This is a genomic window from Aliamphritea spongicola (genome assembly GCF_017051665.1).
Taxonomy (GTDB): domain Bacteria; phylum Pseudomonadota; class Gammaproteobacteria; order Pseudomonadales; family Balneatricaceae; genus Amphritea; species Amphritea spongicola.
Genome location: NZ_JAFIDL010000001.1, coordinates 212,240 through 236,428 on the forward strand (window position 1 = coordinate 212,240; position 24,189 = coordinate 236,428).

Annotated in this window: 25 protein-coding genes; 18 read left to right on the forward strand and 7 right to left on the reverse strand. The window is 47.8% G+C overall.

From position 1 onward, the window contains the following. Nucleotides 1–154: 154 nt before the first annotated feature. The 4 genes from JYB63_RS01040 to JYB63_RS01055 all read left to right on the forward strand — a co-directional run bounded on the left by JYB63_RS01040 (nucleotide 155) and on the right by JYB63_RS01055 (nucleotide 3,584). Nucleotides 155–1,246, forward strand: a complete 1,092-nt coding sequence (locus JYB63_RS01040) for a DUF3800 domain-containing protein (RefSeq protein ID WP_205655888.1) — start codon at nucleotides 155–157, stop codon at nucleotides 1,244–1,246. Nucleotides 1,247–1,479: 233 nt separating this feature from the next. Continuing rightward, nucleotides 1,480–2,199 (forward strand): hypothetical protein, encoded by a 720-nt coding sequence (locus tag JYB63_RS01045; RefSeq protein ID WP_205655889.1) that lies wholly within the window; start codon nucleotides 1,480–1,482, stop codon nucleotides 2,197–2,199. A 7-nt stretch (nucleotides 2,200–2,206) separates the two neighbouring features. Continuing rightward, a complete protein-coding gene (locus tag JYB63_RS01050; RefSeq protein WP_205655890.1) occupies nucleotides 2,207–2,902 on the forward strand; it encodes a hypothetical protein in 696 nt (231 codons plus the stop codon). Between the two features lie 223 nt (nucleotides 2,903–3,125). Further along, nucleotides 3,126–3,584 carry a hypothetical protein gene (locus tag JYB63_RS01055; protein ID WP_205655891.1) on the forward strand — a complete coding sequence of 153 codons (459 nt, stop codon included), beginning with the start codon at nucleotides 3,126–3,128 and terminating at the stop codon, nucleotides 3,582–3,584. A 160-nt stretch (nucleotides 3,585–3,744) separates the two neighbouring features. Here the strand turns inward: JYB63_RS01055 and JYB63_RS01060 are convergent, their stop codons facing one another. Beyond that, on the reverse strand, nucleotides 3,745–4,677 hold the full coding sequence (locus JYB63_RS01060; RefSeq protein ID WP_205655892.1) for a hydrogen peroxide-inducible genes activator: 933 nt from the start codon (nucleotides 4,675–4,677) through the stop codon (nucleotides 3,745–3,747). 323 nt (nucleotides 4,678–5,000) lie between these two features. Between JYB63_RS01060 and JYB63_RS01065 the strand changes: the two genes are divergently transcribed. The 11 genes from JYB63_RS01065 (at nucleotide 5,001) to JYB63_RS01115 (ending at nucleotide 15,189) form a co-directional block, all read left to right on the forward strand. Next, nucleotides 5,001–5,483 carry a Na+/H+ antiporter subunit E gene (locus tag JYB63_RS01065; protein WP_205655893.1) on the forward strand — a complete coding sequence of 161 codons (483 nt, stop codon included), beginning with the start codon at nucleotides 5,001–5,003 and terminating at the stop codon, nucleotides 5,481–5,483. Then, nucleotides 5,480–5,746 carry an MrpF/PhaF family protein gene (locus tag JYB63_RS01070; RefSeq protein ID WP_205655894.1) on the forward strand — a complete coding sequence of 89 codons (267 nt, stop codon included), beginning with the start codon at nucleotides 5,480–5,482 and terminating at the stop codon, nucleotides 5,744–5,746. Before JYB63_RS01065 ends, JYB63_RS01070 begins: the two co-directional genes overlap by 4 nt. A 23-nt stretch (nucleotides 5,747–5,769) precedes the next feature. Then, a complete protein-coding gene (gene mnhG / locus JYB63_RS01075) occupies nucleotides 5,770–6,102 on the forward strand; it encodes a monovalent cation/H(+) antiporter subunit G (RefSeq protein ID WP_205655895.1) in 333 nt (110 codons plus the stop codon). Continuing rightward, on the forward strand, nucleotides 6,102–7,085 hold the full coding sequence (locus JYB63_RS01080) for a DUF4040 domain-containing protein (RefSeq protein ID WP_205655896.1): 984 nt from the start codon (nucleotides 6,102–6,104) through the stop codon (nucleotides 7,083–7,085). Before mnhG ends, JYB63_RS01080 begins: the two co-directional genes overlap by 1 nt. Further along, nucleotides 7,082–7,441, forward strand: a complete 360-nt coding sequence (locus JYB63_RS01085; RefSeq protein WP_205655897.1) for a cation:proton antiporter subunit C — start codon at nucleotides 7,082–7,084, stop codon at nucleotides 7,439–7,441. The genes JYB63_RS01080 and JYB63_RS01085 overlap by 4 nt, the downstream gene beginning before the upstream one ends. Continuing rightward, entirely contained in the window at nucleotides 7,441–8,991 is a 1,551-nt protein-coding gene (locus JYB63_RS01090) for a monovalent cation/H+ antiporter subunit D family protein (protein ID WP_243431768.1), read from the forward strand. Before JYB63_RS01085 ends, JYB63_RS01090 begins: the two co-directional genes overlap by 1 nt. Then, nucleotides 8,988–10,517, forward strand: coding sequence for a monovalent cation/H+ antiporter subunit D family protein (locus JYB63_RS01095; RefSeq protein WP_205655898.1), 1,530 nt, complete (start codon nucleotides 8,988–8,990; stop codon nucleotides 10,515–10,517). Before JYB63_RS01090 ends, JYB63_RS01095 begins: the two co-directional genes overlap by 4 nt. Then, entirely contained in the window at nucleotides 10,518–10,772 is a 255-nt protein-coding gene (locus JYB63_RS01100; protein ID WP_205655899.1) for a hypothetical protein, read from the forward strand. It abuts the gene before it with no gap. Then, nucleotides 10,765–12,480, forward strand: coding sequence for a Na(+)/H(+) antiporter subunit D (locus JYB63_RS01105; RefSeq protein WP_205655900.1), 1,716 nt, complete (start codon nucleotides 10,765–10,767; stop codon nucleotides 12,478–12,480). The genes JYB63_RS01100 and JYB63_RS01105 overlap by 8 nt, the downstream gene beginning before the upstream one ends. A 243-nt stretch (nucleotides 12,481–12,723) precedes the next feature. Beyond that, complete coding sequence (locus JYB63_RS01110; RefSeq protein ID WP_205655901.1) at nucleotides 12,724–14,448, forward strand: protein adenylyltransferase SelO; 1,725 nt, start codon at nucleotides 12,724–12,726, stop codon at nucleotides 14,446–14,448. Nucleotides 14,449–14,607: 159 nt separating this feature from the next. Further along, nucleotides 14,608–15,189, forward strand: coding sequence for a restriction endonuclease (locus JYB63_RS01115; protein ID WP_205655902.1), 582 nt, complete (start codon nucleotides 14,608–14,610; stop codon nucleotides 15,187–15,189). Between the two features lie 65 nt (nucleotides 15,190–15,254). Here the strand turns inward: JYB63_RS01115 and JYB63_RS01120 are convergent, their stop codons facing one another. Beyond that, complete coding sequence (locus JYB63_RS01120) at nucleotides 15,255–15,488, reverse strand: YecH family metal-binding protein (RefSeq protein WP_205655903.1); 234 nt, start codon at nucleotides 15,486–15,488, stop codon at nucleotides 15,255–15,257. A 287-nt stretch (nucleotides 15,489–15,775) separates the two neighbouring features. On the opposite strand from JYB63_RS01120, the gene JYB63_RS01125 reads away from it, so the two are divergent. Beyond that, nucleotides 15,776–15,994, forward strand: coding sequence for a hypothetical protein (locus tag JYB63_RS01125; protein WP_205655904.1), 219 nt, complete (start codon nucleotides 15,776–15,778; stop codon nucleotides 15,992–15,994). A 130-nt stretch (nucleotides 15,995–16,124) separates the two neighbouring features. On the opposite strand, the gene aotJ is transcribed toward JYB63_RS01125, so the two are convergent. Further along, a complete protein-coding gene (gene aotJ, locus JYB63_RS01130) occupies nucleotides 16,125–16,901 on the reverse strand; it encodes an L-arginine-binding protein AotJ (RefSeq protein WP_205655905.1) in 777 nt (258 codons plus the stop codon). Nucleotides 16,902–17,048: 147 nt separating this feature from the next. Next, nucleotides 17,049–18,008, reverse strand: a complete 960-nt coding sequence (locus JYB63_RS01135; RefSeq protein ID WP_205655906.1) for an arginase family protein — start codon at nucleotides 18,006–18,008, stop codon at nucleotides 17,049–17,051. A 119-nt stretch (nucleotides 18,009–18,127) separates the two neighbouring features. Here JYB63_RS01135 and JYB63_RS01140 point away from each other — a divergent pair, with 119 nt between their 5' ends. Together JYB63_RS01140 and JYB63_RS01145 are read left to right on the forward strand one after the other, a co-directional pair. After that, the gene (locus JYB63_RS01140; RefSeq protein WP_205655907.1) at nucleotides 18,128–19,012 is read left to right on the forward strand and encodes an ArgP/LysG family DNA-binding transcriptional regulator; all 885 of its coding nucleotides are present in this window, start codon (nucleotides 18,128–18,130) and stop codon (nucleotides 19,010–19,012) included. 134 nt (nucleotides 19,013–19,146) lie between these two features. After that, nucleotides 19,147–19,770: a LysE family translocator gene (locus tag JYB63_RS01145; RefSeq protein ID WP_205656986.1), complete on the forward strand. Its 624-nt coding sequence runs from the start codon at nucleotides 19,147–19,149 to the stop codon at nucleotides 19,768–19,770. Between the two features lie 226 nt (nucleotides 19,771–19,996). Here JYB63_RS01145 and JYB63_RS01150 read toward each other — a convergent pair whose 3' ends face one another. From JYB63_RS01150 to JYB63_RS01160, 3 genes are all read right to left on the reverse strand, one after another. Continuing rightward, a complete protein-coding gene (locus JYB63_RS01150) occupies nucleotides 19,997–20,557 on the reverse strand; it encodes an LbetaH domain-containing protein (RefSeq protein WP_205655908.1) in 561 nt (186 codons plus the stop codon). A 149-nt stretch (nucleotides 20,558–20,706) separates the two neighbouring features. Beyond that, complete coding sequence (thrS, locus tag JYB63_RS01155; RefSeq protein WP_205655909.1) at nucleotides 20,707–22,656, reverse strand: threonine--tRNA ligase; 1,950 nt, start codon at nucleotides 22,654–22,656, stop codon at nucleotides 20,707–20,709. Nucleotides 22,657–22,799: 143 nt separating this feature from the next. Then, a complete protein-coding gene (locus tag JYB63_RS01160; RefSeq protein WP_205655910.1) occupies nucleotides 22,800–24,152 on the reverse strand; it encodes a dihydroorotase in 1,353 nt (450 codons plus the stop codon). Nucleotides 24,153–24,189 lie beyond the last annotated feature (37 nt).

Here is a 24,189-nt window from a genome sequence, read left to right on the forward strand (position 1 = left end):
CAATTATCGAAATACGCATTTGCATTTTTTCTGAGAAAATTGAAAGTGTCGTTTAAAATAATTCAGATTAAATTTTTTACAGCTAATTCTGTATTCTGGGTTGAGAGAAAAATTCCCACGCTCGTTATTAAAATATTTGCTCCAAAGGATAACTATGATACTAAATTATTATATTGATGAGAGTGGTAATTCTGGAGATGTATTGAGCACAGGTGAGGATTTTGATTTTTATGGACAACCTGTTTTTTCTTTAGCTTGCATTGGTATAAATGATACTCGAACTCTGGATGAGTTAGTTTTGGAATTAAGAAAAAAACATCGGATTCAAGGCTCTGAATTGAAGTCATCAAAGATATATCGGAAGAAGCCGAGGTTTATTAGTGATCTTGTAAATTTATTAGATAGAGAAAATATTCCTATATTTATCGAAGTAGTGGATAAAAAGTACTTTATTGCTGCGAATCTTGTTAATTGCCATGTAATGCCAGCTTATTCTTCTCCTCCAGAAACTCCTGAGTCACAGATGGCGAGAAATCATTGTGCGGACTTCATATATGAACATGCACCAAACTCTGTGTTTAATAAGTTTATTGTTGCCTGTGAAAATCCCTCAAACGAAACATTGTTAGAATCATTCAATGAGATTCGTAGTTTTACTGAGAACTATTTGCCTAGAAGTTATCTTTCTGATTTTATATCGAATAATATTGATGATAGCATCAAGGATTACGACGAGTTAAGATCAATCAATGAAAAGGAGGCCTATTTAAAATTTATTCCTATTTCAGATACTAGTAAAAAAGGGAAATGTATATGGATGCTTCCAAACTTAAGTTCGTTTACAAATATATATGCTAGGATTAATTTGTACTTGAATGGAGATATATCTGAAGCAAGTATTGTTCATGATGAACAAGCTCATTTTGATGAAATTATCGCTATCAATAAAAAGCTCGTGGAAGAACTAGATACGACTAATACAATAGCAGTAAGGACAGCGAAGTATACTTTCTCAGATTCAGCTTCTTTGGAATTCTCAGAATCACATAAGCATAGCTCGATACAAGTTGCAGATATATTAGCCGGAATGGCAATGAGATATGTGCAGGAGAAGATTGAGGGTGTTAGAAGTAAGCCAGAAATAGCTAATGCATATGATAGTATCTTGCGCATGTCCAACCCGTATCGTGGTGTTGGAGTGAATTTGGTGACAACAGCCAAGGTTCACTATGAATTGCATTTCTGAATTGAGAACTAACTAGTGCGTCAAATACGCACTCTTTACGCGGGTATTAATCCGCTTCGTGTCGGAAGAAGACCTGAGTCAAGTCTCAAACTGTCTGAAGAACCGCTGCGGATACACTTAGGGCCAGGTCTTGTTTTTTGCCAGCTTATCAATATATGCAAAAGGAAAGACCTGACCCTGCGACCCGAGGGCAAGGTTGTGCTCGTTTATGGGGTTTAGAATAGGAAAGCGTTATGAAACTTAGTAAGTTTCTTCGAGAAAATAAGAAAAATCTAACTGACTATAGTCTAAGTGGATTGGGGAGCTTGGTTGAGGATTTTTTTACAGAGCCTGAATCTCTTCTACATAAAGCTGAAAAAAAATTGGTAGAAAATGACGATTTAGCCGGCGCTCATGAGTTATTAACTAAATCAATAGAGACTCAAACAGTTACCCTGTTAAATAAGCTGGGAATAAAAGCATCACATGTTTTTAGTGAACAGATTTCATTAGTAAATCAGCTGGGGATTTTAGCTCCAAGAATTTTATTGAAAATTGAATGCTTACATAACAGTTTAGAAGCTCATGCCGAATATGAAAAAAAAGAAAAGCTGGAAAACCAATTAGATATAGCTAGCCTATATATAAAGATCACAAAAAGGTTTATGAATAATTTCTTTCAAGACTTTGAGATGAGCTTTCATGAAAATAACCCAAACTGGAATAAAATCAATGAATGTAGCTGGCTAGGAAGTGCCAAACACGGTTTCAAAATTTTATTTCATGAAAAAGGGAGGCCCCACATACAAGTTATAGGCGTTGTCGATTATTTAGAAATCATGAATTATAGAATTAACAGTTCAAAGCGTGACTTCATCCCTTTACTTCGAGCCTTTGTAAAGCTCAGTTTATGGGATATTCACCCTGATTCTGTTTTTGATGAATTATGCCGCGAGGTTCTAGAAGAAGCTTAAGGTTATTATGCGTTTAAAAGAGTTTTTAATAAATTACAATCAACCATTAGATTGCTATGAAAGGATGTCGTTTACTGACCTAGAGTTTCCATTTGAAATACATGCGCAACACTTCCTTGATATTGCAGAGGAAGATCTTTTAACGAATGATCTTCGTGGTAACATCAATGCCTTGACTAATGCTAAAAGAGCTATTGATTGTCAAGTTGAAGCAGTTATTGAAGTTTTGTCGCTTAAGAAGGCTAGGCAGTTTCCCGTAAAGTTAGAAAAAATTAATGAAATAGGGTTGGTAGCGCCTAGGGTTCTCAAAAGGTTAAACAAATTAAGAAATTCACTTGAGCATGATTTTGTATCTCCATCAAGAGATGAAGTAGAAGATTTTATTGATGTGGCAAGTTTATTTATAGAGCTATCAAACGGATTATTTAGAATGTATGCATGGCAGTTTGCTGTTTATGATAAACAAACATATGGAGACAAAAATGGGTTTCAGGTTAACTTAAATAGAGATGATAACTCCATGGAAGTAAATATGTATAAAACAAACGGCAAAGTGACTACATATGTAGTTAGACCTGGTGAACATGAATACATCCCCCTAGTAAGACTCGCAATCAAAACCGACTGGGGGGACTCGATTGAAACTGATGAGCAGCTGATACAAAACATGATTGAGAGTATAACCTCACCAGAACAAGACTAAAGACAAAGCTAACAAGTTGTTTAAATGGACAATAAAACAGTTGGCGTTTGTTCGAAAAGTATATGGGGTCAAAAGTACATGGGGTCAGGTCTTGTCTTTTGCCAGTCTAATAGAAAAGCAAAAAGAAAGGTCTGACCCCAAAACACTTAAAAAGAAAGACCTGACCCTAAAATACTTATGACCCCAAAATAATTACCTTGGCTTTATATTTCTTGAGGTGTTTATGAGTAAGTATCTTTTTATGTCATGGGCGCTTATAGTTTTGTTTTCGTCAAGCGCGTATTCCGAGCCCACAAAACCAGGTACATACAACAATTTAGAAGCAGAGAAGTCAGGAAAGGTTGGGGAATTACGACTCCATCCTGTAAAGGATAATTACTTTTTATTTAGCCTAAAACTAAATAGAGGTAAGCCTTCCTATAATTCTGGAAATTTATATGGCGAATTGAAATTTAAAAATAATATTGGTGTATATGAGAGCGCTGAATATAAATTTAAAGATAAAATATGCACTTTAAAATTTGAAAATAAAGGCGATTTAATATCAATTGTAACTGTTAACTTTAATAAACAATGTGGTTTTGGTTTTGGTGTGTATGCGGATGGTATTTATCAGCTTACTTCAGAGAAAGTTCCAGAGAATTACGTGGATATATTGGGCAATACTGTGAATTTCCCGTAAAAACATACATTACAGAAGGGGCAGGCCCTTGTCTTTTGCCAGCTTAATTAGGAAAGCAAAAAGAAAGACCTGACTCTATCAACCTTGCCACACCGCCGCAGCGACTCTGGGCGGTATCCTCACTAATGAAGTGTCTTCGCAATCCTTTGCAGTCGTGTGTTCAAAAACTTAATTTGGCTTCAGCCAGATTGGTTTTCACCAATGAGCGGATCAGCTCGGCTAATTGTCTGTAAAAGCCCCGGTTCGGTGAGTTCTGCCGCCATGCCAGTACGTGGGTGCGGTGCAGATTGAGGTCTTCTATATCCCTGACGACCAACCCCTGAGGCTGGTGAATTTCAGAATACATATAAAGGGAGGGTAAGAAGGTTAATCCCATCTGCATGATCACCATCTGTCGGAGGGCATCCAGACTGCTTCCTTCGTAATCCCGGGCGATTGTCGCACCCAGTTCGGAACAGAGGATTTCCATCTGCTGATAGCTACCGTACTGTTTTTCCAGTGTCAGTATATTCTGGCCTTCCAGATTCTCGGATCGGACTTTTTTCAGCTTAGCCAGCGGATGATCATCCGGTGTGATCAGTTTCATGGGTTCGTCAAACAGCACTTCTGTGGTCAGGCGAGGGTTGCCAAAGGGTTTTGGAATCAGTACCAGGTCCAGTCGCCCTTCAAGCAGGTCAAGCTCTAAGGCCTTAGGTGTGTTTTCCCGTACGAAGAGTTTAAGGGATGCATAGGTGTGATGTAGCCCCGGCAGGATATGCGGCAGCAGGTAGGGGCCGACGGTGGGGGATACCCCCATGCGGAAGGTACCTCCGGGCCCGTGATTTATCATGGCTGCTTGATCCAGCAGGCCATTCATTTCCTCAAGCACCTGACGGGCGTTCAGCAGTATATCCCTGCCTGCCGGGGTCAGGGTAGCGCCGCTGCGGCTGCGTTCAATTAAGGTCAGGTTTAACGTTTTTTCCAGATTATAGATCTGCGCTGTCAGCGTTGGCTGACTGATTTTGAGCTGTTCTGCAGCGCTGCGGAACGTCGTGGATTCGGCCAGACATACAAAGTATTCCAACTGCTTAATGGTAGGTGTTTTCACGGCCATAGTTGTGGTTCTTTAGTATCATAACTTTTATATTGATAGGATTATCCTATCAATAAAATTAAATAATCTCTATTGAGCTATCAGTTGTTGGATCGCAATATTACGGCCCTTAGTTGATCTGGACTAACGAATAAGTCGCAATTTATTGATAGATTGAGGCTTTATGAGGTTCCGGAGAACTTCGTGTGCGAAATGTAAAAGTCTGCCTGCTTGGTTCCATTTATGGTTAACAGCCATTAAGCTTGGGCGTCTGCAGGCTTGACCCCGGTTACCCTAGCCGGACAAAACAAGAATAATTTCGGGAAAAATTGGAGCGATATTACATGCATATCGTTAAGTGGGCGGGAGTACTATCAGTATTCTGGTTGTTACTATCCGGCTTCATCGAACCTTTATTACTGAGCTTCGGTGTCATTTCAGTTGTTATCGTACTCTTTGTACTGAAACGAATGGATGATGTCGAAACTGAGTCTGCGCCGATCGGCACAAGCCTTCGGCTCATCCGCTATCTTCCCTGGCTGATTGGGCAAATCATCAGTTCCAGTGTCCATGTCACGAAACTCATCTGGGGTTCACCGGATAAGCTTTCGCCAGCTATCGCAAAAATAAGCTCAAAAGAGATTCCGTTAAGCAGCCGTGTCCTTTATGCAAACTCAATCACACTGACTCCCGGTACGTTGAGTGTGGACATTGAAGATAAAGATGATGAAGTAATCGTCCATGCACTGCACAAATCTTCTATTGATGATTTGAAAGAAGGTGAAATGGAAAGAAAGATTACGGGCATCTGGGGCAAAAACAAATGACAGGTATTCTGGCAGCAGTATGTGTTGCGATTCTGGTCGTCATGGGGATTGCCCTGGCCAGAGCATTTAAATCACCTACGGTTTACGACCGTATCCTTGGGGTCAATATGTTTGGCACCAAGACCGTTCTGTTTATCGCGGTTTTAGGATTTTTGATGGGACGCCCGGACTTTCTGGACATCGCCATTGTATATGCGCTGATAAATTTTATTGGGATGGTCGCGGTGCTTCGATTCTTCGAATATACCTCACCAATTGAATAACAACTGAGTATAAGTGGTAAGCCATGCTTTTAATTGACATTGTCAGTAGCATACTGCTTCTCGCAGGCATCTTTTTTGGGCTGAGCGGCGCTGTCGGACTGTTCAGATTTCCTGACTTTTTCACCCGGGTACACGCCGCCAGTGTCACCGATTCTATCGCCGCCGTGTTAATTATTGGCGGTTTACTGTTACAGACTTCATTCGATCTGAATACCGCCAAGTTAGGGTTTATTTTACTGTTTTTAATGGTAACCAGCCCCACAGCATCCCATGCACTGGCAAAGTCTGCCCGTCATGGCGGTTTGCTTACGCTGGCAGAAACCCGACCTAAAGATAAACAGGAGCATACTCAGTAATGGCAGAGTTTATTGATCTGGTGCTGCTGGCAATGCTTGCACTGACCGCCTTATGGATCATTTTCTTAAAAGATCTGTTTGCCGTGGTAATGTTGTTCGGTATCTACAGTTTCCTTTCCGCATTGATTTTTGTGAACCTTGATGCGGTTGATGTTGCCTTCACTGAAGCGTCAGTAGGGGCGGGTATATCGACCGTTCTGATGCTCGGTACGCTGGCGCTGACCGGCCGGCAGGAGAAAGAGCGACTGAGCACCCGCTCTAAGCTGTTGCCGCTGTTTGTGGTCACACTGACAGGTGCAGCGTTAATTTATGGCACGCTCGATATGCCTCCTTTCGGGCATCCTGATAACCCGGTGCATCAGCATGTCGCACCCCGTTATATAGAAGAGTCACCGAAAGAAGTTGGCTTGCCGAATATGGTTACGTCGGTGCTGGCGAGTTATCGCGGTTTCGATACGCTGGGCGAAACGGTCGTAGTATTCTCGGCATTCATAGGCGTTTTCTCCCTGCTGGGCGTAAGACGTAAGAAGAAGAAAGACCTGGAGTCGGGTCTGGAATCACACCGGGTGCTGCAAGTCATTGCAAAAGTCATTATCCCTCTGGTGATCCTGTTTGCCTTATACGTCCAGTTCCATGGTGACTTCGGCCCTGGCGGCGGTTTCCAGGCAGGCGTCATTGCGGCAGCGGCTTTCATTTTGTATGCCCTGGTGTTCGGCCTGCCCAAAGCATTTGCCGTCGTTGGGCCAAAGTTCTTACAGTGGATGGCTGCTTTTGGCGTGCTGCTCTATGCCAGTGTCGGTTTGTACAGCATGTATAAGGGCGGTAATTTCCTCGATTACAACCAACTCGCCGCAGACCCGATAGCTGGCCAGCACTATGGCATCATCATTATCGAGCTTGGGGTGGGCTTTACCGTGTTTGCGGTCATGCTGAATATTTTCTATGCCTTTGGCAGTCAGGCTGAGAGGTCAAACGTCCAGTGAACTTTATCCTCGACTATTACAACTACTGGATCGTCGTTTTTCTGATGATGGCCGGTTTTTACATTGTTATTTCTGCGAACAATCTGGTTAAGAAAATTGTTGGCCTGAACGTTTTTCAGACCTCTGTTTTCATGCTCTATATATCTATGGGTAAAGTGACCGGAGGTACCGCACCTATCGTGGTTGAAGGAGTTACTCAATACTCCAATCCGCTTCCTCACGTACTTATTCTTACCGCCATTGTTGTAGGTGTTGCCACAACAGCGGTGGGTCTTTCATTGATTGTCCGGATTAAACGCGCTTATGGCACCGTTGAAGAGAATGAATTTGATAATAAGAAGGATGATGCAATCTGATGCTTGAACAACATTTGGCTGCGCTTCCTATCATACTGCCCCTGATCGCAGCACCTATTGCACTTATTCTGGGCCGCTCAGTACTTTCCTGGGGTTTTGCCACCCTGGTCAGTGGTCTGGCATTCATATTCTCCTGGCAACTGCTGGCAGCAGCGCTGTCTGATGGTGTGCTTAGCTACGCCGTTGGCGGCTGGGCGCCACCCTGGGGAATCGAGTTACGGGTTGATGTTGCTAATGCCTTTGTCTTATTAGCAGTAACGGCCATCTCCACACTGGTGCTGGTGTATTCGAAAGACAGCATCGAGAAAGAGGTGAAAGTTGCCAATCACTCGCTTTTCTACACCGCACACCTGCTATGCCTTGCAGGCCTTTCAGGCATTCTGATTACCGGCGATGCGTTTAACTTGTTCGTGTTCCTGGAAGTCTCTTCACTGGCGACCTACGCCTTAGTGAGTCTGGCTTCGGACCGCCGTTGTCTGACAGCAGCATTCCGTTATCTGGTCATGGGTACTATCGGTGCGACCTTTATCCTGATCGGTGTTGGTTTGCTCTACATGAAAACCGGCACCCTGAACATGCTGGATCTGGCGGTCAGAATGGATGCTTACGAGAGCAGCCGTACGATCAATACCGGTCTTGCGTTCATTATGGTGGGTGTCAGTCTCAAGCTTGCACTGTTCCCGTTACACATGTGGTTGCCGCCGGCATATACCCATGCGCCTTCGGCAGTGACAGCATTCCTGGCCAGTACGGCTACGAAAGTGGCTGTCTACGTGATGATCCGCTTTATCTTCACTGTTTTCGGCATTGACCATGTCTTTGTAGATATGGGAATGGGCCTGATTCTGATGGTGCTGGCGGTTGTTGCTATCTTCCAGTGCTCTTATTCGGCAACGGTACAGAGTAACGTTAAGAGCATCCTTGCTTACAGTAGTGTTGCTCAGATTGGCTATATGATTCTTGGCCTTAGCCTGGTCAGTGTGGCGGGGCTCATGGCCGGTATGATTCATATCTTTAACCACGCGCTGATGAAGGGAGCCTTGTTTATGGCTGTGGGTGCCGTGTTCTACCGCGTTGGCTCTGTTGATATCAAAGCGTTTGCCGGGCTTGGTAAGAGAATGCCTCTGACAATGGCGGCGTTTACCATTGCTGGCCTGAGTATTATTGGTGTACCGCTTACCGCTGGTTTTGTCAGTAAATGGTATTTAGTGACAGCAGCACTGGAGCAGGATAACTGGCTTGTAGCAGCGCTGGTGTTGCTCGGTTCTCTGTTTGCGGTTGTCTATATTGGCCGGGTTATTGAAGCGGCGTATTTCCAGAAACTGCCTGACTCACAGGGTTCGAAAAACATCAAAGAAGTGTCCTGGCTGATGCTGGCTCCGATGTGGGCACTTGTGATTGCCAATGTCTACTTCGGCATTGATACGTCCCTGACGACCGAAGCGGCGAACAGCGCTGCAGAGTGGCTTTTCCAGGCTGACGCCATGTCAGTCAGTAATACACAGGAAGGTCAGATGTCAGATGTAGTTGTGCAGGAGGTTTCATCATGAATCTCTGGCAGGCATTCGAACCGGCGCAGTTAATTGCGCTATCTATCTGCGTTCCTTTTATTGGTGCGCTACTGGTTGTCGCGACGGGGAAATTCCCTAATCTGCGTGAAGCGGTGACGCTGACAACCGCCGTTATATTGTTCACGATTGTGCTGGCAATTACGGATTACACCTTCAGCGGAGTTGCTCTCCAGTCCACTGTGGTTGGGATGTTCCCGGGGCTTGGTATCAGCTTTAATGTTGAACCTTTGGGCGTGCTGTTTGCGATTGTAGCCAGCTTCCTGTGGATCGTTACCAGCATCTATGCCATTGGCTATATGCGCGGCCATAATGAAGATAACCAGACGCGTTTCTTCTGCTGTTTTGCATTATCAATCAGTTCAGTGATGGGTATCTGTTTTTCAGGCAACCTGCTGACGCTGTTCATTTTCTATGAGGTACTGACGCTTTCAACTTACCCTCTGGTCACCCATGCCGGCAACGATGCGGCGAAGCAGGGTGGACGGGTCTATCTGGGCATTTTGCTGAGTACTTCAATTGCATTCCTGCTATTCGCGGTGCTTGGTACCTATGCTCTGACCGGCACGCTGGATTTCCGGGCTGGTGGTATCTTTGATGACTCCCATAATAAGGTGGTTCTCAGTGTGCTGCTGGTGCTGTTCTGCTACGGCGTAGGTAAAGCGGCTATCATGCCTTTCCATCGCTGGTTGCCCGCGGCGATGGTTGCACCTACTCCGGTAAGTGCCTTACTGCACGCGGTTGCGGTGGTAAAAGCCGGTGTGTTCAGCATTCTGAAGATTGTTATCTATATCTTCGGCATTGACAGCCTTAAGGAGCTGGCGACAACTGATATTATGTTATACATCGGTGCGGCGACTATCGTGCTGTCATCCTGTATCGCCATGACCAAGGATAACCTGAAGGCCCGTCTGGCTTACTCAACAGTGAGTCAGCTGAGTTACATCGTGGTCGGTGCTTTGCTGGCATCTTCCATCGCCAGTGCCGGTGCTGCCCTGCACATTGCGACCCATGCGGTCGGTAAGATCACGCTGTTCTTCTGTGCCGGTGCCATCATGGTCGCCAGCCATAAGAAAAATATCAGCGATATGGTGGGTCTGGGCCGTAAAATGCCGATTACTTTTGCCGCATTTACTATCGGTGCCATCAGTATTATTGGCTTGCCGCCGATGGCAGGCACCTGGAGTAAATGGTATCTGGCCATTGGTGCGTTAGAGACGGATAAACTTATCATCGTGGCAGTGCTGATGGTCAGTTCCCTGCTGAACATTGCTTACCTGTTACCGATTCCGATCAAGGCGTTCTTCACCAAGCCTGCTGAAGGTGCACAGCCATGGTCCTGGTCAGAAACCAAGGAAGCACCGTTACCAATTCTGATTGCGCTGACGATCACGTCTGTTGGTTGTCTGGCACTGTTTTTCTATATGCAGCCCCTGGTCGATCTTATTAATATGATTCCGGGAGTCTCAACCGATATGACAGCTGCAACGAATATGGGGGAGGGCTAGATGTCTGATAAGCATGATTCAGATGGCTGGTTTGATAAGCCGGAAAACATTAAAAAAATGTTAAAAGTTTTCTATGTTATCTGCGGCCTGTTAGTTCTGGTTGATTTTATGGTACACCGGCATATCTATCATGACTGGGAGAACATCCCGGCATTTTATGCCATCTATGGTTTTATTGGTTGTGTTGTTCTGGTGCTTATCGCAAAAGAGATGCGTAAGTTCCTGATGCGTGGGGAAGATTACTACGATGAATAGTGTTATACCGTTTCTTCCTTTGCTGCTGGGTGCACTGGCGGCGATTTTTCTGCGGGGCTGGCTGCGCAATCTGATAATGATTGCGGCACCAATTCTGGGAGCTATAAACCTGATGGGGATGGACCATGGTGTGTTCTGGTCCCTTGAGTTTATGGGCTATGCCCTGGAACCGGTAAAGGTAGACAAACTCAGCCTGATGTTTGGTTACCTGTTCCATCTCGCTTCGCTGATAGCTGTTATCTATGCGCTGCATGTTAAAGATACCGTGCAGCATGTGGCTGGCCTGGCTTATGCAGCAAGCGCAGTAGGTGCGGTGTTTGCAGGCGACCTGCTGACGCTGTTTATCTTCTGGGAACTGCTGGCGCTGACGTCGGTATTCCTGATCTGGGCCCGCCGGACAGACCGTGCTTACTCCTCTGGCGTTCGCTACCTGATCATTCAGGTATTGTCTGGCGTCCTGTTGCTCGTGGGCCTGTTGATTTTCGCCCAGGTAAATAACAGCCTGCTGTTCACTCAGATCGGCTTGCAACATGAAGGTATTGCTCAGATCGGAGCCTGGTTGATTTTCTTTGGCTTCGGTATCAAGTGTGCGTTCCCGTTTATGCACAACTGGCTGACCGATGCGTATCCTGAGGCTACCCCAAGCGGTACAATTTTCTTAGCGTCATTCACAACGAAGGTAGCAGTATACGCCTTTGCCCGAGGTTTTCCGGGTGAGGAAATACTGGTCTGGATCGGCGTCACAATGGCGTGTTTCCCAATCTTCTTTGCGGTAATTGAGAATGATCTGCGACGGGTACTGGCCTACAGTCTGATTAACCAGATCGGCTTTATGATCGTGGGTATTGGTATCGGTACTGCTATCGCGTTGAATGGTGCCGTCGCACACGCCTTTAATGACGTTATCTTTAAAGGCCTGCTGATGATGACCATGGGTGCGGTATTGCACATGACCGGTAAGATCAACGGCTCCGAGCTGGGTGGCTTATATAAAAGCATGCCTAAAACCACGGTGCTCTGTATTGTCGGTGCTGCCTCTATCTCGGCTTTCCCGCTGTTCAGCGGTTTCGTATCCAAGTCGATGATTATGGCTGCCGCGGTTGCCGAAGGCTATGATGTGGTCTGGCTGTTGCTGTTGTTTGCTGCTGCAGGTGTATTCCATCACGCGGGCATCAAGATCCCTTACTTTGCATTCTTTGCTCACGATTCAGGTATCCGTACCACTGAGCCGCCTAAAAACATGCTGGTCGCCATGACGCTGGCAGCCGTAGCATGTGTTGTTTTAGGTACTTTCCCGGCCCAGACGGTTTATGCCCTGTTGCCGTGGGAGCATAGCTATCAGCCTTATGATGTGACCCACGTGTTAACTCAGCTGCAGTTGCTGTTCTTCTCGGCGCTGGCGTTTGTATGGCTGAACCTGAAGAATATGTATCCGCCTGAGCTGCCATCGACCAATCTGGATGCAGACTGGTTCTACCGTAAGCTTGCGCCGGCTGTGGTGAAACGGGTGGCGAGCACAACCTACGGTGCTTATGTCAGCGTTGAAAATTCTGTCATCCTTTCAGTGAAGCGAATGGTTCAGAATTCATATGATGCCGAGGCAGGCGAGCCAAAGGGTTACTTTGCCAAGCTATGGCCAACTGAAACCATGGTTGTCTGGGTAGCGATATTGCTGGTGGTCTATCTGCTGTTTTATTACCTGCACTGATTATCCTGAGTACTGTTCAGCTTCAGATAGCAGTTTCAGATAGAAAAATTGCGGATTAAACGCCATTCTGGCGTTACCCCGGCTCTCCGGGTAGCCAGTAAAGAACCTCTCAGTCTATTCTTAGGCTGAGAGGTTTATTTTCTGGAAGGCTTATTTCCTCAAAAGAAGTACCATTTTCGTTTTGCTGATTTTACGGGCAAAATTCGCAGTCTTCGTTCATTCATTCCCGTGTGAGGCTCCACCATGATAAAGCCATTGTCCTCAGATACTTCTTCAGGCATTACGACGCTTGATGAGTTGTCTAACCTGGCTGATTACTCGTTTCTGGAGACACTTAATTGTGATCCGGATGCGGACGAAAACGGGGCTGAACAGGCTCCGCGGCAGGTCTTTACCGGGCATTATGTGCCTGTCACTCCTACACCTATTCAGGATCCTGAGTACGTTGCTCACAGCACAAGCTTTTTCCGGGAACTTGGCTTTGCCGACAACCTGGCGCAGTCGGCTGAGTTTATGCAGATGTTCTCCGGTGATATGGCGCAGGTACCTGCGCCAATGCGCAATACTGGCTGGGCGACAGGGTATGCGCTTTCTATTTATGGCACTGAATATTATCAGCAGTGTCCGTTTGGCACCGGTAACGGTTACGGCGATGGCCGTGCACTTTCTGTACTGGAAGCGGTTCTTAACGGGCAGCGCTGGGAGATGCAGTTAAAAGGTGCGGGTCGCACACCTTATTGCCGTGGGGCAGACGGGCGTGCGGTTCTGCGTTCCAGTGTCCGGGAGTTTCTGGCACAGGAGCATATGCAGGCACTGGGTGTTCCTACGTCCCGTTCACTGAGTTTGTATGTGTCTAAAACGGAGACAGTTAACCGGCAGTGGTACTCAGAAGGCTCCCGGTCGCAGAATCCGGATCGGGTTATCGCTGAACCGGTTGCGATTTCGACACGGGTGGCACCTTCATTTATTAGGGTTGGTCAGTTAGAGCTGTTTGGGCGCCGCGCCCGCAAAGAAGAGCATCCTGAAGCGCTGAAGGAGCTTGAAATGCTCGTCTTACACCTGATTGATCGTGAGTACGCGGATGTTATTGACAGCCAGTTAGAGACGGAAGAGAAGTTACTGCTGCTGGCACAGGCGTTTCGTGATCGCTTGAGCTCACTGGTGGCGAACTGGATCCGTGTAGGTTATTGCCAGGGTAACTTCAACAGTGATAACTGTGCAGTGGGCGGTTTTACACTCGACTACGGTCCGTTTGGATTTTGCGAACTGTTTAATCCGCGCTTTCAGCCCTGGACCGGTGGTGGACTGCACTTTTCATTTTACAATCAGCCTGTGGCCGCAGAGGCCAATTTCCATATGTTCTGCAGCGCGCTGAAGCCTTTGCTTGCTTCACATCCAACCGCGTTACAGCAGCTGGACGAGATTCAGGTGGGTTTTGCTCAAACAATACAGGCGAAAATGGAACAGATGTGGGCGAGTAAGCTGGGTCTTGAGCATTTTGATGGTGCTTTATTAGACGAGCTGCAAACACTCATGCTGGAAACCGCCGTGGATTACACGATTTTCTTCCGTGAGCTCTCGGGGATTCCCGAAGATATTGAACCACTCAAAAAGAGCTTCTACAGAGGGCCTGCTTACAGAGAAGATCCTGATGCAATGGATCTGCGCTGGTCACAGTGGCTGACAAAATGGCGCTCGCTTATTGAAGCAGCTGAGTCTTACAACAGAGACTCGCTTTCTGCGCAGATGAAACAAGTCAACCCCAAATACAGCTGGCGGGAGTGGCTGGTTGTGCCAGCTTATCAGCAGGCCAGCATGGGTAATTACGAGCTGGTGCGCGAGCTTCAGGAAGTAATGACGCAGCCATATGCGGAGCAGTCACAGGAAGTAGAGGACAAGTACTACAGGCTTAAGCCGTTTGAACATTTTGAAGTCGGTGGCATGTCGCATTACAGCTGTTCATCGTGATGCTTTAAAAACTTATTCCCGTAACGGCTCACTACTGGGCTGTCCTTTATTTGTCCGGATGTTTCAGAGATTGAGGAAAGTGCGGGCTACAGCCGCATATTTAAGTTACTTATAGTCTGCTCCGTCAGGGGGCAGCAGAACACAAAAGGTAATCAGTTTATGGCGTTTAAAATGGCTAAAGGGTCGTTGTTTGCAGTGTTGTTGCGATCCAGCTGGTGGTACAGTGTATCAATTGGTCTGTTCATTCTGGTGGTCAGTCTGGCCCTTACAGACGCCAAGTATGTGGTTTTAAGTCTCACAGGTTCGCTGCCATTTTTTATCATCGGTGCGATTGCTGCCTATAAACAGCTTCAGCAACCTTCTCAAAAGCGGGTGTTGGAAGTGGTTCAGCAAGCTAAAAAAATGCCGGCCGGAGTTATCTCCGAGAAAATAGCCGCTAATTATATAAAAAGTGGTTTCGAGACCAGCGTGTTTAAAGGCAATGGCGCTGATCTGGCGCTGACGCACGGCAGTAAAAAGCTATTGCTGAGCAGCAAGCGGTTTAAAGCGGCGAATACAGGAATAGAGCCGCTGAAGTTATTAGTTGCCGCAGGGCAAAATACCGAAGCAACGGGGTTTCTCTACGTGACCTTAGGTGAGGTTTCCGATGCCGCTGTTAAATATGCACAAGAGCATAATATTGAGCTGGTTCAGCCGGGCAGGCTTGCGGTGCTGTTTGATGGCAAGGCGAAGGTTAGCTGATTTTTGCTGAATAAAAACCGGCTGTTGTAATTATCAGCCGGTTCCTGAGGTGTTCTGCTATTTGCTTAACCGCCGCAGCCGCCACAGCAGGGGGAACCTGACTGTTGTGGAACGAACTTGCCACGCTGCACCAGGAATTCGATCGCCTGGGCTGCACTCATATCGTTGATTGAGCAGGAATTAAAAACGGTATCTTCACTGAAGTGACTGATAACCGCTTCCTGCAGCTCTGCAACAGAATATGCCTTATCAGACGCATGTATCATTTCTAAAATTTCATGCACATGTGCTTTGAACATAACAACTCCGGTTTAATGTGTTGGGAGGGGCATTTGAGCACGTAATCTGTGCTTAAACATTGAGGATGATCAAGTCCGCAGTGACTCCTGATTCGCTTCTTTTTCATTTTATGATTAGTGTTAAAATGCCTGCCGAATTATTGTGGCTATAAACGTGTTTTATCTGGCTGGGTCTCCCGGCAGATGCTTGCAGGAAAGGCGCACAGCGATACCTGCAACTGCATCCCTTGGTATGTAAGAGAAGCAGGCACAGCGTCCACCGACGTATATTTTTTAGGAGGTTTCAGATGGTGTTGTTCTTTCCTATTCAGCAAGAGCTGGATTGCATCAGCAGTAGCGGTCGCATTCTTGGGAAGATTAAGTTTGATGGCTCTGTATCCGAATACAAGTTCTGCCCTGACGACGAGTCAGTGGAGCTGACCGGTGTGGAAGAAGCGAGCATTGTGGAACGGCTGACGGGCCTTGCTTCCGGTAAGTATTCACTGGCGATGGAAGATGACGACTGATTCATTCAGCGAGAATAGACAAGGGGAGGGAGCAGATCTTATCACTGCATTTCTCTGTTAACCGCAATGGTTAACAAAGAAAAAGAAAGACCTGCTCCTGCAAGCTGTGTAGATGTGATTCGGTGTTTACTTAATTCCCGTAAACATCGAAGTTAAAGTATTTGTCGTTAATTGCTTTATAAACGCCGTTTGTGCGGATGGTTTTCAGTGCCTGATTGAATTTGTCTTTCAGGTGAACGTCATTCTTTCTGATGGCAATGCTGGCCCCTTCGCCAAACCAGCGGGGGTCTGTCAGGCCCGGCCCCACAAACTCATAATCTTCACCGCCTTCAACATCCAGGAACCCTGAGGCAGCGTTTACCGAATCAGCCAGTAACAGGTCCAGACGGCCTGCTTTCATGTCCAGATAAGCATCGGTCTGGGTGCCGTAGCGCTTAATGGTGATGAGGTCACCGTAGTTATCTGAAAGGTAAGTATCGAAGATGGTTGAACGCTGCACACCGATACTTTTGCCTGTCAGCCCTGATTTGGAAATTTCAATGCCGGCACCTTTTTTAGCGATAAACTTGGCCGGTGCATGATGGTATTTATCCGTAAATGCTACCTGCTTTTTACGTTCTTCAGTGGCGTTCATTGAGGCAATAATGGCATCAAACTTGCGGATCATCAGTGCCGGGATCATGCCGTCCCAGTCCTGTGAAACCAGCGTACATTCCACTTTCATTTCATGGCACAGGGCGTTGGCAATATCGATATCGAAACCTTCGATATCACCGCTGGGGGTTGCATAGCTGAAGGGTGGGTAGGCACCTTCCACGCCTATGCGCAGCTTGGTTATTTCGTCTGCAGCTGCGGTGCCTGCAAAAACCACCGTTGCCAGCATCAGTGCCAGAGCATTCTTTTTCATTGGAAGCCTCCTGAAAAACGCTTGTTGTTATTTTAGTGTGATCGGGTCTCACCGGAAGAATTGCCGGGTGGAATTCTTCCCTTTGTGTTCCGGTGCAGACTGTCAGGCGCCCGGAACAGCGAAAATGCAGGTATTACTTTTTGAGGTTTATTTGTCCCGGCCCGGTCCCCAGGTTGCACCGATGGCGTTAATGATCAGGCGCCCGGCGGTGATGCTGGTGATGTTATTTGGCAGGTCAATTGACGGTGCTATCTCGACGATATCCATGCCCACTAACTGATTGTTTCTGGCGATTGCATGAATCAGCGCAGTAACCTGTTCGGTATACAGACCGCCGGGAACCGGGCCGAGTACTGCGGGCATGTGGGAAGGGTCCAGCCCGTCGGCATCAATGGTCAGATAAACCAGCTGATCTTTAGGCAGCTGCTGAATGACCGCTTCAACGCCGTCTCTGTGTACCTGAGCTGCGGTGATGATGTTGGAACCCCAGGCCCGCGCTGCTTCCACTTCAGGCTGGCGGGCACTGCCGGTGCCGCGCATGCCAATCTGGGTCATGCCGGAGATCCAGGGCAGTTCACTGGCCCGTTTCAGTGGGCTGCTGTAACCGCCTTTTACGCCCTGTACGTCGTCCCGCCAGTCGAGATGGGCATCTATATGCACGACATGTACGTCTTTATTGAGTACGCCCAGTGCCTGCAGGGCCGGCGTAGTAATGCCGTGATCACCACCCAGGGCAAATACCTGCATGTTGTTTTTCCAGAGCGTTTCGAAAACGCTTTTCTGCCAGGCGGCGAAGGGTTCGTAGTCTCTGCCGTCATAGGTCAGGTTGCCACAGTCGACGGTTTGTAGATCCAGTGATGAAAGTGTGGTGCCGATATCAAAATCCCAGTGGGTTGCACCGTCACAGAACTGACCGGACTGAAGGCGGATAGCATCAGGTGCATTGGCCTGATCATTCGGCACAGGGTTGCCCGGATACACTTCACTCTGGGCAACGCCCACTACGGCAACATTGCCTTGCCACTGTTTGGGATCAGTAACAACCGGCCAGTTGAGAAAGCTTCTGACGGGCAGTGAGGTTGGTTTCATCTGGGCTGATTGGGACATCGTTATTCTCCGGGTTTGTCTTTAACCAGATGCTAGTGTCAGGTATATTTTTAATAAACCTAAAAATTTTTAATTAAGTTTAATTTAGCTAAAGATGTAACGGCCGGGGGCAAAACGTCATGTTTGATCATCGTGAGCTTGTGACACTCATTGCCATTTTCGATGAGGGCAGTTTCGAGGCTGCAGCAAAAGTTCTGCACGTCACCACGGGGGCGGTTTCCCAGCGAATCAAAAGTCTGGAAAACTACATCGGAAAACCGGTTTTAATCCGCAGCAATCCGCTGCAACTGACCGGTGAAGGCGAGAACATCATGCAGTTAGCACGGAAGATAAAGTTACTGCAGGATGAAGCCATGGCGGTGATCGCTGGCAATGATCATTCAGAGGTGCAAACACTGCCGGTTGCTGTGAATCATGACTCTCTGACCTGCTGGTTTTCAGAAGCAGCCAGTAATATCGCGACCGGTTTAGACGGGGTACTGATTGATATTAAAACCACGGATAAGGTGTCGACCAATCAGGTGTTAAAAAGTGGCAATGTGATTGCAGCAATTACCGCACTGGATAATCCTGTACCGGGGTGTAAAGTGCGCCGGCTGGGGGCGTTGGAGTACTTTGTGGTTTGTTCCAGAGAGGTGTATTCAAATAGTCTGGCGGAGAAGGTCAGTGTTCGGAGTCTCAGTACCGTACCGCTTATTCTGTTTGATCATGATGATCATTTGGATGAACAGTTTTTTAAAAGGTTAGACGGCTCACCTGAGGGTATAAAGAAGCACTTCATTCCGGATTCCCGTGAGCAACTGAAAGCTGTTCTGAAAGGTGTTGGCTGGGGAATCGTACCCCGGCAAATTATTGAAGAGTATCAGGGAGATGAATTGGTTTACTTGAGTAGAGAGCCCGTTTATGTCGACCTTTACTGGAAGGCCTGGGATGTTTCTTCGCAACTGGTTGCTGAAGTAGAAAGGCAGGTAGTGAATGAAGCGCTGAGGCAGCTACACCAGTAAGACAGAAAAGGACCCGGAACGTTTTGCCTGATGGTGCGTTGCTGGCTGAAAATAGCGGGTGAGAATAAACTGGGAATGCTGTTTCAGGCCGCTTATCATTGTTGGCTTTATACCCGTTCTGCAGGGATGTGATGATGGATTTCATAGCTTTTTTAATCTTTATACCGGCATGTTTTGCTTTAAACATGTCTCCGGGGCCAAACAACCTTCTCTCCATGAGTAATGCCAAGCGTTACGGGCTGAAAGTAGCCGTGGCAGCAGGCTTAGGCAGGCTGACGGCGTTTGCCGGCATGATTATGCTGGCGGCATCCGGTCTGGCTGTGATTCTTTATGCATCTGAAAAGATTTTCTTTACCATCAAGGTTGCGGGTGCCTGTTATCTGTTCTGGCTGGCTTATAAGCTTTGGGTAGCAGATACGTCAGGTGCTGATGAGCAGATCTCTGCAGACAGTAAAGGTATTTTGAGCCTTGCCCGACAAGAATTTTTACTGGCGGCGGGTAATCCTAAAGCTATTCTGATTTTTACCGCGTTTTTGCCGCAATTTATCAATCCTGACGGGCAGATAGGCTTTCAGTTTTTTATTCTGGGCAGTGCTTTTCTGGTGCTGGAATGGATAGCAATCGCAGCTTACGCTTGCTTTGGTGTCTATCTGCGAAAGTGGTTTTCTGCACCCCAAAAAAGAAAGCTGTTTAATCGTGGCTGTTCTGCCATGCTGGCCAGCGCCGGTGTCGGTTTGCTGGTGGCCCGCAGAGGCTGATTCAGTTTTTCCATCTCCAGGGATTTGGGCTGTTAGTCTGGCATGGGTGGTAGCAGCCTGGTCTTACCGTTTTTGTCTGTCCTGAATTGCCCTGAACTCCCTGCAATTGCAGCTGAGTTCAAGGCATTGTTTGGGAGCAGTCGTGGTTTTTGTGTCTGATATGTCCGGATGGCTTTTACCTTTGAATGCACCGGGTAAATGGATGCCAGAATCCGGATATAGCAGCTTACAGTTCGTTAGCCAGGGTTTTATACCCCTCTACCAGCGCATGGTTCGCGGATACCACTGATTCCGAAAACGAAGAGTATTCCGGCGGGACTTTATCGATTGTATTCAGATCGAAATCAGGCCCGATCGCAGTGACTGGCGGAACGTGGAAAGCTTCGGGCAGATCCAGGCCGTCGATCACGCAGTTATGCCGGATGACACTGCCATTACCGATATGGGTGCGGAATACGACGCTGTTAAAACCGATGAATACATCGTCACCTACGCTGCACGGACCATGCACGATGGAGCGGTGCGCAATGGATGTGCGGGCACCAATGGTAACGGCGGCACCGCCTTTGGAATGGATGACCACGCCGTCCTGAATGTTCGAGCCTTCCTGAATGATGATCGGCTGCATATTGCCGTCTTCATCCACTTCATCTGCACGTATCACTGCATAGGGGCCGACAAAAACATTGTCCTGAATAGTTACCCGGCCACAGATGATGGCGGTCGGGTCGATGAAGGCTTTTTCTGATACGTCCGGGTAATAGCCTGCGGGGCATTTTCTGAGCATGTTCACTCCTGATGGTAAATGGGTTATGTCCGGTTTGCCTGCTGGCACCACTTACGGTGCCGGGGTTTATAAATGGCTGCCTGTGTGCTTCCTGTCGCGTGTGCTATGTTGTGACGGAAAGGACCTGTCTGTTTACTTATAGTTTGCGGTTAGCATTTTTGCCGGGTGTTTTGAGTGGGGCGGGTGGCCGCGTTTTTCAGGAATTCTGTTGCTTCTTCAAGCGTCAGATCCGTGATGTTTTCACCGTTTAACAGCCGTAAACTGATCCGCTTTGTTTCGCTTTCCTGTGCACCGATAACCACCATAAATGGCACTTTGCTGAGCGTATGCTGACGGATCTTATGACCGATCTTTTCCCGGCCGGCATCAAATTCTGTTCGCAGTCCTGCCTGCCTGAAGGTTTGATACACCTCTTCTGCATAGGTGTTTGATTTATCAGATATCGGCAATACAGCAACTTGCACCGGTGCCAGCCAGGCAGGCAGTTTGCCGGCGTAGTGTTCAATCAGAATGCCGGTAAAGCGTTCCAGCGAGCCAAACAGTGCCCGGTGCAGCATGACCGGGGTTTGCTGTTCACCCTGTTCGTCAATGTACGAAAGTCCGAAACGCTCCGGCAGGTTCATATCTACCTGAAGGGTGCCGCATTGCCAGTCGCGGCCAATGGAGTCCCGTAGGGTGAATTCCAGTTTAGGTCCGTAGAATGCACCTTCACCTTCATTCAGAGCGTAGGGTAGCGACAGGCTTTGCAATGATGTGATCAGCGCAGATTCCAGGGTATCCCAGGTGGCATCATCGCCAATGCGGTTATCCGGCCGGGTGGAAAGTTTGATGTGCACATCATCAAAGCCAAAATCCCGGTAGATGGACAGCACCAGTTCAATCACTTTGATGCATTCTTCCTGTACCTGATTCAGCGTGCAGTAAATGTGTGCATCGTCCTGGGTAAAGTGGCGTACCCGGAGCAGGCCATGTAACGCACCGGAGGGTTCATAGCGGTGTACTTTACCGAATTCAGCCATGCGTATTGGCAGGTCCCGGTAGCTTTTCAGACCGTGATCATACATCAGTACACTGCCGGGACAGCTCATGGGTTTGAGGGCCATGGTGCGGCCGTCCGGGGTTGTGTTGGTATACATGTGGTCCCGGTAGTTTTGCCAGTGGCCGGACTTTTCCCACAGGTTACGGTCCATCAGATCCGGGGTATTAACTTCCTCGTAGCCCTCGTTCTGTTGCTGGTCTCGCATATAGCCAAGCAGTTGCTGAAACAGTGTCCAGCCTTTGGGGTGCCAGAAAACAGCACCGGGAGCGGCATCAGAAAAGTGGAACAGATCCAGTGCTTTCCCCAGGCGGCGGTGGTCACGTTTTTCGGCTTCTTCCATCATGGTCAGGTAAGCCTGCAGGGCTTTTTTATCTTCCCAGGCGATGCCATAAATCCTTTGCAACTGCTCATTATTGGCGTCTCCCCGCCAGTAAGCACCGGATATTTTTGTCAGTTTAAAATGCTTCAGAAAGCGGGTGTTCGGGACATGCGGGCCGCGGCACATGTCGATATATTCCTGATGATGGTAGAGCGCCATCGACGGCACATCCGGCATGTCTTCAATGAGCTGAACTTTGTAACTTTCTTCCCGGGCGGAGAAGACTTTTATGGCTTCATCCCGTGGCACGATTTCTTTTTTAACTGGGTAATTAGTGTCGATCAGCGCTTTCATCCGCTGCTCAATTGCTTCCAGATCGGCCGGTGTAAACGGGCGCTCGGCACTGATGTCATAGTAAAAGCCGTTGTCTATGACAGGGCCAATGACCATTTTTGCGGTTGGAAAAAGTTGTTTAACAGCCTGCCCAAGCATGTGGGCACATGAGTGCCGGATAATTGCCTGACCTTCCGAATCTTTAGGGGTAATAATGCGTACCCGGGCGTCAGCGGTAATCAGGTCGCAGGTATCGTAAAGCTGACCGTTGACTTCACCTACCAGGGTGTTTTTGGCAAGGCCGGGGCCGATGCTTTCAGCGATCTCCATAACGGTTACCGGGCCAGGAAAGTGGCGGACCGATTCATCCGGAAGGGTTACAGATACAGTGGTGTTAAGGTTTGTCATTGTCAGGTCTTAGTCTTTTTTTGAAGCGTGTCAGTGTGGTTTGATCCGGTTTTTGGCTGTCATCCGGCCGATGTTTGTAAGGCCTGTAGGAATCAGGGGCATGTTTGTATGATTCTGTTCAGGCCTTACCGGTATTCCAAAAGTTAATAAGTCTTGTGCAGGTTAGCCGCGTCTGAAAACTGCAGTGGCATTGCACTGTTGCTCAGAGGAAGCACCTGATTTCCGTCAAATACTTGCTGGCCATTCACCCAGGTGCCGCAGATCCGGGATGAGAAGGTAGTGCCATCAAAGGGTGTCCACTGGCAGTGATACAGGGAATTGCGGTGTGAAACCGATGTGTTCTGTTGCGGGTCGACCAGTACCAGATCCGCATAATAGCCTTCGCGGATATAGCCCCGTTCTGCAACCCGGTAGCGTATTGCCGGGTTATGAGCGACTTTCTCAACAACCTGTTCGACGGACAAACGGTTCTGCTGTACGTGTTCCAGCAGGCTGAGCAGCGCGTGCTGTACCAGTGGTAAACCTGCCGGAGCTTGCGGGTAGGGCTGTTGTTTTTCCGCCAGGGTGTGCGGGGCGTGATCGGTGGCAATGATGTCGATCTGGCCGGTATGCAAGGCGTGAATCAGTGCATTGCGGTCCTGTGTTGTTTTGACCGCCGGGTTGCATTTAATCAGATTGCCTCGTGACTCATAATCCTGATCGCTGAACCACAGATGGTGCACGCAGGCTTCAGCAGTAATCTGTTTTTGATGGACAGGTCCCGGGCTAAACAGGCTGAGTTCTTTTTCAGTGGTGATGTGCAGCACGTGGAGCTGGCTGTTGTATTTTTTGGCAAGCTCAACAGCATAAGAAGAGGATGCATAGCAGGCTTGTGCATCACGGATTACCGGATGATCCTGAATCGTTGCTTCATAGCCCGGAGGAAACTTTTTTAAGTTATCCGCAATCACCGGGCCACTTTCACAATGGGTAGCGATTAACACCGGGCATTCCCGGAAAATAGCTTCCAGCGCAACCGGGTTTTCAACCAGAAGGTTTCCTGTGGATGCCCCCATGAATACTTTTACGCCGCAAGACGTTGTTGGGTCCAGCGCTTTGATTTCATCCAGATTATCTTCCGTTGCACCCAGATAGAATGCGTAGTTTGCAAATGAATGCTGCCGGGCAATCAGGCTTTTTTCCCGAATGGCACTTTGGGTGGTCGTGGCTGGGTTTACGTTGGGCATTTCCATATAGCTTGTAATGCCACCGGCGACAGCAGCCCGTGATTCACTGGCAATGCTTCCTTTGTGGGTGAGTCCGGGTTCACGGAAATGAACCTGATCATCAATCATGCCCGGTAAAAGCCAGCGGCCCTGCGCATCTATGATGGTTTCACTCGGACGGGCGGGGATGTCTTTTCCGATCAGGTCAATCCGCTGACCGTCAATCCGCAGGTCGGCTTCGCGTACTTCTCCTTCGTTAACGATGCGTGCGTTTTTAATCAGTGTTGTCATTTTATGAGGTGTCTGGCCTGTGTGAGTTTAGCTTGCA